Raw genomic sequence first — 13,412 nt, forward strand, 5'->3', positions numbered from 1 at the left:
GCGCGCAACGGCTAGGCCATTCCCGTTGAACTGCATAGCTTTACCCTCGTGCGAACATGCCGCCTTTGTGAAAGGCGCGACGTCTACCAGGCATTGGGCGCAACCGGCCTCTTTGCCAGGACCGACCCAGCGGTGGTATCCGACTTTTCCACCCAGCTCGAGCCGCAACGATTCCCGCAGGGGCACCGGATTGACGCGCAATCCGACTTTGACGGCCATGTCTACGTCATCGTCTCCGGAAAGGCTGAACTTACGTTTCGGTGTCCCGACGGCCGCGAGATCGGGCTCACGGTCCTCGGCCCGTCCCAAATATTCGGTGTTAAAACACTTTTCGATCCTGATTCGCGCGGCTTCAGCCTGACAACACTGACCGATGTGGTGGTCGCGCCGATCGCACGCGATCAACTCCTAGCCTGGATGTCCAAACGACCGGAGATCGGCGAGCAACTACTGCGGCTGTTCGCCCGGTGGGCCAAGGAGGCGGCGAATTCGCTGGTCGACTTCGCGTTAGCCGATGCCCGAAGCCGCACAGCGAGCCGGCTGTTGATGTTGAGCCAGCGGTTTGGTTGGCGAGACGGCGACGCGGTGCGTGTGGTTCACGACATGGCATTGACGGATTTCGCCATGCTGGTGGGAGCTGCTCCGCACGTTGTCGACGCGACGTTGCGCGATTTCGCGGAAAGCGGCGCGATTCGGCTGGAACGCGGCAGCGTGGTGATCACCGACGCCCAGGCGCTCGAGTCGGTGCGGCTCGGCGGCCGCGGTGATCGCGGACCCGCTGAGCGGACGCACTGCGACGCACTGTCCGACCGAGAACGCGATTGATTCTGCTGCTGGCGGCCGATTCCGGTGGTGCGGCATTTTCAGCGCTCGGCGCCGTCTCGCGAGGGTATCGAACTCGATTGCGCGCGGCCGCAACTCGAGCTGTCCCTTGTCGACAGGATCGGCTTTGTGACCTCGCCTGTCAACGGAACCTAGCTATCTCCGAGGCGAACGGTGAGGTTCGTCGGATCGGGTTTGGTGGCCTTGAGGCCATACATGACGGGAAACGTCGGCTCGCTCGGCGGCAGTGTCCACCACCCGTCATCGGTGCGCACCATCCGCGGCCAGCGGGGCCAAGGCAGAAGGTCTGTCTCGGTGACGCTTTCGATGACCAGACCGGCCCGTGCGATGGCGGTGACAACTTCCCCCAGGCCATGTGGCCACTCGTAGTGTCGGGTGGGACCCCGCAGCGGCGGGCCGTCGGTGTAGCTGTGGGCGCTGTCGCGCTCGACAGGACCGCGCCCGCCTAGATAGTCGTGCCGAATCGTCAAATCGTCTGGCAGACCTGGCTTCTGGGTGGGGCCTAGCGCGTTCAGCAACGGATGAAACTCCACCACATAGAGGAACCCCCCGGGCCTGAGCAGTCTCGTCACCGTGTCGGCCCAGGCCGGCAAGTCCGGCAGGTAGCAGAGTGCCCCCTTGCCCGTATAGGCGATGTCGAACCGCTGCGCCCCAAGCGCGTCGACGGCGTCATAGACGTCGGCGCACACATAGTCGATCGACAAGCCGAATTGGCACGCAATCTGCCGGGCTTCCCGCACGGAAGCGCTCGAGAAATCCAGCCCGGTGGTCATCGCGCCCTTGCGGGCGAAGGCCATAGTCTCCGTGCCCAAATGGCATTGCAGATGCACGATCTCGCGATCCACGAGTGGGCCCAGGTCGCGCCATTCGAACGGGGCAAACCAGCTCACCGGGTCGCGACTGCCGATGCCGTAGAAGCGGCTCTGCGCGTGGATCGGTGCCCGCGCGTCCCAATTGCGCATGTTGGCATCGAGCTTGGCTCGCACGCCGTCGTCGAACGCAGCCATCACGCGAAATGCTGTGCGCTCGTGATCGATAAAGTCGGCACGCCTTCATCTTTGCGAACTTTGGTGGCGACCACAACGGCATGCCGATGGCGTCCCTCGTTAATCGCATGCCACCCGATGAAGGCGTTCCGGCCGCCGGCAAGGTGGTTGACATCGTCAGAGGCCGATGGACGCACGATCCTGGCCATTTCGCGCAAATGCGCAGGGACGGCAGGCCCACGTTGCCCGTGTCGGCGGATCGGTGCAATATCGTTGGCATTACCGTTGGTGTAGCGCGGGTGGGAGAGATGTTGGCGGGTCCAGACGAGCGACACAGTGCGCAAGGGGCAGAGGATGTTTCGGCGACGTCTGACTGGGGCTCGCTGAGGAGTTTCGACGAGTTCGCCCTCGCTTGCTGTGGTCGCCCGCACTTGAAGCTGAAGACCGACCCCGAATCGTTTTCCCTAGTTCAGCGGCTGGGTCAGATGGGTCCGGTGACGGTTTCCGAATTCGTCGTAGGTTCGGATACGTGGATGGATAACGGCGCCGAATGCGGCGCGTATCGCGTGCTGGTCCTTCAGACCGGACGCACGGAACGGGTCCGCAGCGGATTGACGTTCAGCGCCGGTCCCGGCACCGCGACCGTGTACGCGCCGCGCGGCCTGGGCGCGGCGCGGTGGGCGGCGGGAACCAAGATGACCTGTTTTCGGATCGACGCCTGTACCGCTCACGACGCTCTCAGCGATGCGCTCGGTCACTCGGTGACGGCACACATCGACCTCAACCCCGTGCTACCGATGCGCGCGGAACCCACTCGAAGCTGGATCGACATGCTCTTGCTATTCAAGGAGCAGTTCTTCCGTCCGGACAGCTTGCTCAATCACCCCATGGTCGGGCTGCCGTTTGCCGAGAGTTTGGTGCGCGGCTTCTGGATGGCCGTCGAGCACGGCCACCGTGATGCCCTCGCCGGTACAGCGCGCCTGGTTGCGCCACGCGCCATCCGCACCGCGATCGAAATCATCCAAGAGGAGGCGCACGCGCCACTAACCCTGACGGCAATCTCCGCCCGCTGTAACGTGAGCGTCCGGTCGCTGCAGCAGGGTTTTCAGCGGTACCTCGGCACCTCCCCGATGTCCTACCTCCGCGAAGTCCGGCTACGCCGGGCGCACCAGGCGCTTTTGCATTCCGACCCCTCGACGACAACGGTGGCCTCGGTGGCCTACCACTGGGGCTTCAGCAATCTCGGCCGGTTCGCCGCCGCGCACGCCGCTCGCTACGGTGAGCCACCCGCGCAGACCTTGCGGCGCTCCGCGTAACTGCGTCTTCCGGCCGCCGATGCGCGCGTTGTGGCTAGGCGAGTTCCGTTGGCACGCTTAGTGTTAACCCGCATGGGGGACATCTGGCACACACCTGACATAGATCTCACGGACGGCCACTTCTACGCCAGCGGGCGCGCCCGCGAAGCGTATCGCTGGATGCGGGCGAATCAGCCGATCTACCGCGACCGCAACGGCTTAGCCGCGGCCGCTACGTACCGGGCCGTCATCGATGTCGAGCGCAACCCGCAGCTGTTTTCCAACGCCGGCGGCATCCGGCCCGCATATCCGGCGATGCCCTACATGATCGACATGGACGATCCGGAACACCTGTTGCGGCGCAGGCTGGTCAGCGCGGCGTTCACCGGCAGGCGGATAAAGGACAAGGCGTCGTCCATCTCGAGGTTGTGCGACGAGTTGATCGACGATGTGTGCGAGGCCGGAGCTTGCGACTTCGTCCGCGACATCGCCGCACCGCTGCCGATGGCGGTGATCGGCGACATGCTCGGGGTGCTGCCCGAGGATCGCGCGACGCTGCTGAAATGGTCCGAAGAGCTGGTGGGCGGACCGAGATCACCGGACCAGGCTTCGCTGCAGGCGGTTATGGAGGCGTTCGGCGCGTACACCTCGTTCGCCGAGGAAACCATCGCGCAGCGCCGGCGGGAACCGACCGACGACCTGTTCAGTGTGCTGGCAAACGCCGAAGTCGCCGGCCGGAGGTTGTCGGACGACGAACTGATTTTCGAGTCACTGCTGATCCTCATCGGCGGGGACGAAACCACCCGGCACACCCTCTCCGGCGGGATCGAGCAATTGCTGCGGCATCGCGACCAATGGGAGCGGCTACGACGAGACCCGAGCCTGCTGCCCCGGGCGGTCGAGGAGATGCTGCGGTGGACCTCGCCGATCAAGAACATGTGCCGCACGCTCACTGCGGAAACCGAGTTCTACGGGGTCCGGCTCCATCGCGGCGAAAAGATCCTGCTCTTGTTCGAGGCGGCCAACTTCGACGAAGACGTTTTCGGCGACCCGGACCGTTTCCGTATCGACCGGGACCCGAACAATCACCTGGCGTTCGGTTTCGGCACGCATTTCTGCCTGGGAAACCAGTTGGCGCGGTTGGAACTTTCGCTGATGCTCGCACGGGTGCTCGACCGGCTGCCCGACCTACGGCTCGCGGGCTGCGCGGAGGTTCCGTTGCGGCCGGCCAACTTCGTCAGCGGGCCGGAGTCGATGCCGGTGATCTTTACGCCATCGGATCCCATCGGCCCGCGGTGATGAAAGCCCTCCGGTGGCGACCTAGCGCCCTAGCCCGCTTGTCACACCCACCCGCCACACTGGCGCGATGCTCGACCTGTTCCTGCCGGCCGAATGCGGCGGCTGCGGTGCGCCCTCGACCCGCTGGTGCGACGCGTGCGCCGGCGAGCTGTCGGTGGCCGCGGACCAGCCGCATGTGGTGAACCCGCGCATCGACCCGGGCGTCCCGGTGTTCGCGCTCGGGCGTTATGCCAACGCCCGCCGGCACGCGATCCTGGCGCTCAAGGAGCGGGGCCGCGCCGATCTCGTCGACCCGCTGGCGCGCGCGCTGGCCGTCGGGGTGCACCGGCTGCTGTCGTGGGGGATCATCGACACCCCGTTGACCGTCGTGCCCGCCCCGACCCGGCGCTCGGCCGCGCGCCGGCGCGGCGGTGACCCCGTCGCCCGGCTGGCGCGCGCCGCGGTGGCGCGGCATCCGGACATCACCGTCGCGCCGGCCCTGCGGCTCAAGGCGCTGACGCGCGACTCGGTGGGCCTGGGCACCGCCGCGCGCGAGCGCAACGTCGCCGGCCAGGTGGTGCTGCGCGGCTCACCGCCGCGCACCGAAGTCATGGTCGTCGACGACATCGTCACCACTGGGGCGACAGCCCGCGAATCGGTGCGGGTCCTGCAGGCCGCCGGGGTCCGCGTCGCCGCGGTGCTGGCGATCGCCGCGGTCTGAATCGGCCGCGGCCGCGCCCGACCCATGAGCCGGCCAAGAGGTTGTGAAGAACTCGCAACAGCTCGACCAAATTAGTGGCATCGGCAGGCGAACACGAGCTAACGTCGAGAACAACGAAGAACGACTCATCGGTCTGACTCACTGGTCGCGAAATTTCCAGGTGAGACCCATCCGCGGGAAGGGGTGAGTAATCGACACCTTGCTCCGGCGGGCAGCCTGCGGCGGTAGCCAGTCTCGAACCGCTCCCACCTCGTCGGCGCATCAAGCAGCCGGGCACGCAGGGCGCGTGTGACGTGAAGAGAGAAACGAGTTGTCACGTATGTCAAGGCTATCCGTGGATTCCGGTCAGATTCTGGACCAACCGCCCGTCACCGACGGGCAAGCCCCACCGACAACCACCGCCGACGTTGTGTTCAAGGGCCGCAACGTAGAGATCCCCGATCATTACCGTCTGTACGTCTCGCAAAAACTCGCCCGCCTCGAGCGGTTCGATCGCTCCATCTACCTCTTCGACGTCGAGCTCAAGCACGCGCCCAACCGGCGTCAGCGCAAATCCTGTCAGCGCGTGGAGATCACCGCCCGCGGCCGCGGCCCGGTGACACGCGCGGAGGCATGCGCCAACAGTTTTTATGCCGCGTTCGAATCCGCGGTCGACAAGCTGGAGAACCGGCTGCGCCGCGTCAAGGACCGCCGCAAGGTTCACTACGGGGACAAGACGCCCGTGTCACTGGCCGCCGCCACCGCGGTGCCGCCGCCCGCGCCGTCGGGCACCGCGGCGCAGGCGCCGTCGGCCGAGCACGACGGCACCGAGTCCGACCACGAGCCCGGACGGATCGTGCGGACCAAGGAGCACCCGGCCACGCCGATGACGGTCGACGACGCGCTCTACGAGATGGAGCTCGTCGGGCACGACTTCTTCTTGTTCCACGACAAGCAGACCGAACGGCCCTGCGTGGTCTACCGACGGCACGCCTACGACTACGGCTTGATCCGACTGGGCTGATCAGGCTCTCCTGGGTTTTAAGGCGGCGACCCGCCGCGCCCGGCAGCGCCGCGCTTGCGATCGCCGCAGGTTCGGCGGCCGTTGGGGCGTCGTCGCCTACCATGGGAGTCGCTCATTCGAAGACTCCTACCAACAGGGGACATAGCTGTGCTGTCGAAGTTGCTGCGCCTTGGCGAAGGTCGCATGCTCAAGCGTCTCAAGCGGGTGGCTGACTACGTCAACACCTTGTCCGACGAGATCGAGAAGCTCACCGACGCCGAGTTGCGGGCCAAAACCGACGAGTTCAAGAAGCGGCACGCCGACGGCGAAAGCCTCGACGACCTGCTGCCGGAGGCCTTCGCGGTGGCCCGGGAGGCGGCCTGGCGGGTGCTCGACCAGCGCCCGTTCGACGTGCAGCTGATGGGCGGCGCGGCGCTGCACTTCGGCAACGTCGCCGAGATGAAGACCGGTGAGGGCAAGACCCTGACCTCGGTGCTGCCGGCCTACCTCAACGGCATCGGCGGCAAGGGCGTGCACATCGTCACCGTCAACGACTACCTGGCCAAACGTGACAGCGAGTGGATGGGCCGCGTGCACCGCTTCCTGGGCCTGGACGTGGGCGTGATCCTCGCGCAGATGACGCCCGACGAGCGCCGGGTGGCCTACAACGCCGACATCACCTACGGCACCAACAACGAGTTCGGGTTCGACTACCTGCGCGACAACATGGCGCACTCGCTCGACGACCTGGTCCAGCGCGGGCACAACTTCGCCATCGTCGACGAGGTCGACTCCATCCTGATCGACGAGGCCCGCACCCCGCTGATCATCTCCGGCCCCGCCGACGGCGCGTCGAACTGGTACCTCGAGTTCGCCCGGTTGGCGCCGCTGATGCAAAAGGACACCCACTACGAGGTGGACCTGCGCAAGCGCACGGTCGGCGTGCACGAGCTGGGCGTGGAGTTCGTCGAGGACCAGCTCGGCATCGACAACCTCTACGAGGCCGCCAACTCGCCGCTGGTCAGCTACCTCAACAACGCGCTGAAGGCCAAGGAGCTGTTCAACCGCGACAAGGACTACATCGTGCGCGACGGCGAGGTCCTGATCGTCGACGAGTTCACCGGCCGCGTCCTCTACGGGCGCCGCTACAACGAGGGCATGCACCAGGCCATCGAGGCCAAGGAGCACGTGGAGATCAAGGCCGAGAACCAGACGCTGGCCACCATCACGCTGCAGAACTACTTCCGGCTCTACGACAAGCTCGCCGGCATGACCGGTACCGCCCAGACCGAGGCGGCCGAGCTGCACGAGATCTACAAGCTGGGCGTGGTGCCGATCCCGACCAACAAGCCGATGATCCGCGCCGACCAGTCCGACCTGATCTACAAGACCGAGGAAGCCAAGTACATCGCCGTGGTCGACGACGTCGTCGAGCGTTACGAGAAGGGCCAGCCGGTGCTGATCGGTACCACCAGCGTGGAGCGCTCGGAGTACCTGTCGCGGCAGTTCCAGAAGCGCCGCGTCCCGCACAACGTGCTGAACGCGAAGTTCCACGAGCAGGAGGCGACCATCGTCGCCGTCGCCGGCCGCCGCGGCGGCATCACCGTGGCCACCAACATGGCCGGCCGCGGTACCGACATCGTGTTGGGCGGCAACGCCGACTTCCTCACCGACCAGCGGCTGCGCGAGCGCGGCCTCGACCCGGTCGAGACGCCCGACGAATACGACGCGGCGTGGCACGAGGAACTGCCCAAGGTCAAGGAGGAGGTGAGCGCGGAGGCCGCCGAGGTGATCGAGGCCGGCGGGCTGTACGTGCTGGGCACCGAACGCCACGAGTCCCGCCGCATCGACAACCAGTTGCGCGGCCGCTCCGGCCGCCAGGGCGACCCGGGCGAGTCGCGGTTCTACCTGTCGCTGGGCGACGAGCTGATGCGCCGGTTCAACGGCGCCGCGCTCGAGGCGATGCTCAACCGGCTGAACCTGCCCGACGACGTGCCCATCGAGGCCAAGATGGTCACCCGCGCGATCAAGAGCGCCCAGACCCAGGTGGAGCAGCAGAACTTCGAGGTCCGCAAGAACGTTCTGAAGTACGACGAGGTGATGAACCAGCAGCGCAAGGTGATCTATGCCGAGCGCCGCCGCATCCTGGAGGGCGAGAACCTCAAGGAGCAGGCGCTGGACATGGTCCGCGACGTGGTCACCGCGTACGTCAACGGCGCGACCGCCGACGGCTACGCCGAGGACTGGGACCTCGAGGCGCTGTGGACGGCGCTGAAGACGCTGTACCCGGTGGGCATCGACCACGCGACGCTGACCCACCACGATGCGGACTCCGACCGCGACGACCTCACCCGTGAGGAACTGCTCGAGGAGCTGCTCAAAGACGCCGAAAACGCCTATGCCACAAGGGAAGCCGAGCTCGAGGAGATCGCCGGCGAGGGCGCGATGCGTCAACTGGAGCGCAATGTGCTGCTCAACGTCATCGACCGCAAGTGGCGCGAGCACCTCTACGAGATGGACTACCTCAAGGAGGGCATCGGGCTGCGCGCGATGGCGCAGCGCGATCCGCTGGTGGAGTACCAGCGCGAGGGCTACGACATGTTCATGGCGATGCTCGACGGCATGAAGGAGGAGTCGGTCGGGTTCCTGTTCAATGTCACCGTCGAGGCGGTGCCCAGCCCGCAGGTCGCGCCGGTCGAGGCGCCGGAGGGGCTGGCGGAATTCGCCACCGCCGCGGCCGGCCAGCAGGGCGGCGCCGCGACGGCCGTGCGCGAAGAGGCCCCAACCCAGTTGCGCGCCAAGGGAATCGACAACCAGGCGCCGGCCATGACATACTCCGGACCGTCCGAGGACGGCACGGCCGCGGTGCAGCGCAACGGCGGCGACGGCAAAACGCCGGCCGGGGTGCCCGGGGCGCCAGCCGGCGCGAGCGGCGCGCCGCGGCGCGCCAGCAGGGCCGCGGCGCCAAGCCGCCCAAGTCGGTCAAGCGGCGCTAAGCGGGCCCGCCTCCACTCGAGTGTGCGGCAGGCCGCACGCTCGGCACCCAAGGTGCGGCTGGCCGCACACTCGGCGGGCGCGGCACGCGATTTGAGGCATCCGCCGGCTCGGGCCATTTCGAGGCGTTCGACGCGCGGCGGCACCAGGCGGTGCGGCGCACTGTCCCGATCGGGTGACCTACGCCGATTAGCTGGGCACAATGAACCTCATGTCGGAGACCGAATTACCGACCCGCGCGGAGTTGCTGGCTGCGCTGTCGGTGGCGATCGACCTCGGTCTGGGCCAGCCCGCCGAGCACATGCTCCGGGCGGCGCTGATCGCGACCAGGCTGGCCGACCGGCTCGGTCTGGACGCCGACGAGCGCGACTGCGTCTACTACACGACCCTGATCATGTGGATCGGCTGCCACGCGGACTCCCACGAATACGCGCGGTGGTTCGGCGACGACATCGCGGTGCGTCATGACTCGTATCTGGTCGACTGGTCCGGGATTCCCTACCTGCGCTTCCTGGCGAGCAACGTGGGGCGCGGCCAGCCGCTGGCGCACCGGATCAGCCTGATGGCGACGCTGTTCGCCGACGCGCGGGGCAACATCTCCCGGCTGATTCATTCGCACTGCGCGTCCGCGGCCCTGCTGGCCGACCGAATGGGCTTGGGCCCCAACGTGCAGGCCGCGCTCGCGTTCGCGTTCGAGCGCTACGACGGCGGCGGTCTGCCCGCCGGCGCCCGGGGCGACGCCATCCCGATCCAGATGCGCATCGCCCAGCTCGCCGACATGGTCGAGGTGCACCACCGCACCTACGGCGTCGCCGGGGCCGTCGCCATGGTCGGCGCCCGGCGCGGCGGGCAGTTCGACCCCCTGATAGCCGATGCCTTCGTCCGCGACGCCGACGCGATCCTGGCCGGCCCGCCGGCCGGCGATGCGTGGGCGGCCGCGCTGCGCGAGGCGCCCGATCGCCGGCAGCGCCTCGACGATCGGTCCCTGGACGCATTGCTCGTCGCGTTGGGCGACTTCGTCGACCTGAAATGTCCTTTCACGCTTGGGCATTCGCGCGCGGTGGCCCGACTCGCCGGAGAGGCCGCGCTGGCCGCGGGCCTCGGGCCCGACGCGGTCGCGCTGACCCGGCGCGCCGGCCATGTCCACGATCTGGGCCGCATCGGGGTGTCGAATCGGATCTGGTCGCGGCAAGGGCCGCTGAGCGCGTCGGAGTTCGAGCGGGTGCGCCTGCATCCGTATCTGACCGTGCGCATCCTCAACCAGGTGCCGGGCCTGGCGCGGCTGGCCGAGGTCGCCGGCAATCACCACGAATGCGTCGACGGGTCGGGATATCCGCGCGGCCTGGCCGGGGCGGCGCTGGGCCTGCCGGATCGCATCCTGGCCGCCGCCGTCTGCTACCAATCCGCCTGCGAGCCCAGGCCGTATCGCGAACGCATGACGCAAGCGGCGGCCGCGCGCCGGCTGCGCGGGCGGGCGCAGGCGGGTGAGCTCGAATCGGTCGCCGTCGAGGCGGTGCTGCACGCGGCGGGACGGTCCGCGCAGCGGCCGGTCCCGCGACCGGACGGGCTCACCCCCCGCGAGATCGAGGTGCTGTGCCTGGTCGCGCGCGGCGCGTCCAACAGGGAGATCGCCGCGGCGCTGGTGATCAGCGAGAAAACGGCCCGCAACCACGTCGAGCGCACCTACGCCAAGATCGGCGTCTCGAACCGCATCGGCGCCAGCATGTACGCCCTGCAACACGGGCTGGTGCTCACGGGAACGGCGGAACAATAACGCCGGAACAATGAGGCAATCGCCCCATGTTCTTCGGGGTCGATCAGGCGCACAATCAGCTAATGAAGCGTTACCTGACGGTTGGCTACGGCGCGGCCGCTTATCTGCTCTTTCTTGCCGTATTTCTGTACCTTGTCGCCTTCCTCGGCAACTTCTGGGTGCCACGAACGGTCGATCACGGGCTGTCGGCGCCCATCGGCGAGGCGGTGTTGGTCAACATGGTGCTGCTGGGCCTGTTCGGCCTGCAGCACAGCGTCATGGCGCGCCCCGGGTTCAAGGCGTGGTGGACGCGGGCGGTGCCGCCGTCGATCGAGCGCAGCACCTACGTGATGCTGTCCAACGCCGTGCTGGTGCTGCTGTATTGGCAATGGCGAACGATGCCGGCGGTCATCTGGCAGGTTGAACTACCCGCCGGGCGCCTGGTGTTGTGGACGCTGTTCTGGCTCGGCTGGGCGATCGCCCTGGCGTCGACGTTCATGATCAACCACTTCGACCTGTTCGGGCTCCGGCAGGTGTATCTGGCGTGGCGCGGAAAACCCTACACGCACATAGCTTTTCACATTCGGATGTTCTACCGGCTGGTGCGCCACCCGCTGATGCTCGGTTTCGTCATCGCCTTCTGGGCGGCCCCCACCATGACGGCCGGGCATCTGCTGTTCTCCGTCGCCATGACGGGCTACATCCTGGTCGCCACCCGGATCGAGGAGCACGACCTGGTGGAGGCCCTGGGCGACGACTATGTCAACTACCGGCGCGAGGTGCCGAGGTTGCTGCCGCTGGGACGCCGGCCGCGCGGCGGCCCCAGCCGACCGGCGGGCGCCCCGGGCTGACGGATTTTGCCGCCATCCGCTTACGGCGGCCCCCGTCGACCTGTCAGGATTGACGGTATGGATGTCAAGGAGGTGTTGCTCCCCGGGGTCGGCCTTCGCTACGAATTCACCGATCACAAGGGCGACCGCATCGGCATCATTGCGCGGCGCAGCGGCGATTTCGACGTCGTCGTGTATGCCCGCGAAGATCCGGACGAGGCGCGGCCGCTGCTGCATCTCAGCGACCAGGAGGCTGAGGCCGTGGCCCAGATCCTGGGGGCGCCGCGGATCGCCGAGCGGTTCACCGAGTTGGCCCGCGAGATACCCGGGCTGGAGACGGGCCAGGTGCACATCCTGGCCGGCAGCCCCTTCGTGGATCACCCGCTGGGCGACACCCGGGCGCGCACCCGCACCGGCGCGTCCATCGTGGCGATCGTGCGCAACGAGCAAGTGCTCGCCTCGCCCGGGCCCGCCGAGATGCTGCACGTCGAAGACGTTCTGATCGTGATCGGCACCGAAGACGGCATCGCGGGCGTCGAGAAGATTATCGACAAAGGCTGAACCGGTGCAGATTTCGGGGACGCTGCTTTTGCAACTCGGCGCCCTCCTGGCCACTCTTGCCGTATTGGGCGCCGCCGCAAGGCGATTCGCGTTGTCGCCCATCCCCGTGTACCTGTTGGCGGGCCTGGCCCTGGGCAACGGCGGCATCCTGCCGGTGGCCGCCGGCGGCCAGTTCATCACCACCAGCGCACCCATCGGCGTCGTGCTGCTGTTGCTGACCCTGGGCTGCGAGTTCTCGGTGGCCGAATTCTCTTCCAGCATGCGCCACCACCTGCCGTCGGCGGCCGTCGACATCGTCCTCAACGCGGCGCCCGGGGCGATCGCCGGCCTGCTACTGGGACTGGACGGCGTGGCCGTCCTGTGCCTGGCCGGCGTCACCTACATCTCCTCCTCGGGCGTCATCGCGCGGCTGCTGGAGGACCTGCAGCGGCTCGGTAACCGGGAGACGCCGGCGGTGCTGTCGGTGCTGGTGCTCGAAGATTTTGCGATGGCGGCCTACCTGCCGCTGTTCGCGGTCCTGGCATCGGGCGGCGGCTGGCTGCACGCCATCGGGGGCATGGCCGTGGCGGTCGGCGCTCTGGTCGCGGCGTTCGCCGCGTCCTACCGGTGGGGTCACCACGTCGAGCGGCTGGTGCAACACCCCGACTCCGAACAGCTGATGCTGCGGGTAATGGGCATCACCCTGATCGTGGCGGCGATGGCCGAGTCCCTGCACGCATCGGCCGCGGTCGGCGCCTTCCTGGTGGGCCTGACCCTGACCGGCGAGACGGCCGAGCGGGCCCGTCAGGTGCTGAGCCCGTTGCGAGACCTGTTCGCCGCCATCTTCTTCCTGGCGATCGGCTATTCGGTGGACCCGCACGAGCTGGTGCCGATGCTTCCGGCGGCGCTGATCCTGGCCGCGGTCACCGCGGCCACCAAGGTGGCCACCGGGATCTTCGCCGCGCGCCATGACGGGGTGGCGCGGCGCGGGCAGCTGCGCGCGGGCACCGCGCTGATCGCCCGCGGCGAGTTCTCGTTGATCATCATCGGGCTCGCCGGCAAGTCGCTGCCCGCGGTCGCGGCGCTGGCGACGTCCTACGTGTTCATCATGGCGATCGCGGGGCCCATCCTCACCCGCTACACCGGAGGCCCGCGACCGGCCGGCGCCGCGCCGGCGGCCTGACCGGCCG

Annotated in this window: 11 protein-coding genes and 1 pseudogene; 10 read left to right on the forward strand and 2 right to left on the reverse strand. The window is 67.7% G+C overall.

Going from position 1 to position 13,412, the window contains the following annotated elements:
* The first annotated feature begins 48 nt into the window (after positions 1-48).
* The gene (locus B9D87_RS24735) at positions 49-825 is read left to right on the forward strand and encodes a Crp/Fnr family transcriptional regulator (protein ID WP_080598596.1); all 777 of its coding nucleotides are present in this window, start codon (positions 49-51) and stop codon (positions 823-825) included.
* Between the two features lie 149 nt (positions 826-974).
* Here the strand turns inward: B9D87_RS24735 and B9D87_RS24740 are convergent, their stop codons facing one another.
* Positions 975-1,850 carry a class I SAM-dependent methyltransferase gene (locus B9D87_RS24740; protein WP_040630933.1) on the reverse strand — a complete coding sequence of 292 codons (876 nt, stop codon included), beginning with the start codon at positions 1,848-1,850 and terminating at the stop codon, positions 975-977.
* Complete coding sequence (locus B9D87_RS27140) at positions 1,850-2,173, reverse strand: hypothetical protein (RefSeq protein WP_167540330.1); 324 nt, start codon at positions 2,171-2,173, stop codon at positions 1,850-1,852. Before B9D87_RS27140 ends, B9D87_RS24740 begins: the two co-directional genes overlap by 1 nt.
* Before the next feature lie 87 nt (positions 2,174-2,260).
* Here B9D87_RS27140 and B9D87_RS24745 point away from each other — a divergent pair, with 87 nt between their 5' ends.
* The 9 genes and pseudogenes from B9D87_RS24745 (at position 2,261) to B9D87_RS24785 (ending at position 13,405) form a co-directional block, all read left to right on the forward strand.
* Positions 2,261-3,145, forward strand: a complete 885-nt coding sequence (locus tag B9D87_RS24745) for an AraC family transcriptional regulator (protein ID WP_007773124.1) — start codon at positions 2,261-2,263, stop codon at positions 3,143-3,145.
* Between the two features lie 72 nt (positions 3,146-3,217).
* Positions 3,218-4,423 (forward strand): cytochrome P450, encoded by a 1,206-nt coding sequence (locus tag B9D87_RS24750; protein ID WP_007773122.1) that lies wholly within the window; start codon positions 3,218-3,220, stop codon positions 4,421-4,423.
* A 67-nt stretch (positions 4,424-4,490) separates the two neighbouring features.
* Positions 4,491-5,123, forward strand: coding sequence for a ComF family protein (locus B9D87_RS24755; protein ID WP_007773120.1), 633 nt, complete (start codon positions 4,491-4,493; stop codon positions 5,121-5,123).
* A gap of 334 nt (positions 5,124-5,457) precedes the next feature.
* The gene (hpf, locus tag B9D87_RS24760) at positions 5,458-6,126 is read left to right on the forward strand and encodes a ribosome hibernation-promoting factor, HPF/YfiA family (RefSeq protein WP_007773118.1); all 669 of its coding nucleotides are present in this window, start codon (positions 5,458-5,460) and stop codon (positions 6,124-6,126) included.
* Positions 6,127-6,273: 147 nt separating this feature from the next.
* Positions 6,274-9,101, forward strand: a pseudogene (gene secA, locus B9D87_RS24765) (preprotein translocase subunit SecA).
* Positions 9,102-9,310: 209 nt separating this feature from the next.
* Positions 9,311-10,873: an HD domain-containing phosphohydrolase gene (locus tag B9D87_RS24770; protein WP_007773113.1), complete on the forward strand. Its 1,563-nt coding sequence runs from the start codon at positions 9,311-9,313 to the stop codon at positions 10,871-10,873.
* Between the two features lie 62 nt (positions 10,874-10,935).
* Positions 10,936-11,703, forward strand: a complete 768-nt coding sequence (gene mddA / locus B9D87_RS24775) for a methanethiol S-methyltransferase (RefSeq protein WP_040631072.1) — start codon at positions 10,936-10,938, stop codon at positions 11,701-11,703.
* Between the two features lie 57 nt (positions 11,704-11,760).
* On the forward strand, positions 11,761-12,243 hold the full coding sequence (locus B9D87_RS24780; protein WP_007773110.1) for a cation:proton antiporter regulatory subunit: 483 nt from the start codon (positions 11,761-11,763) through the stop codon (positions 12,241-12,243).
* A 4-nt stretch (positions 12,244-12,247) separates the two neighbouring features.
* Entirely contained in the window at positions 12,248-13,405 is a 1,158-nt protein-coding gene (locus B9D87_RS24785) for a cation:proton antiporter (RefSeq protein ID WP_007773108.1), read from the forward strand.
* Positions 13,406-13,412: the final 7 nt, after the last annotated feature.

This window comes from Mycobacterium colombiense CECT 3035 (assembly GCF_002105755.1).
Classification (GTDB): Bacteria; Actinomycetota; Actinomycetes; order Mycobacteriales; family Mycobacteriaceae; genus Mycobacterium; species Mycobacterium colombiense.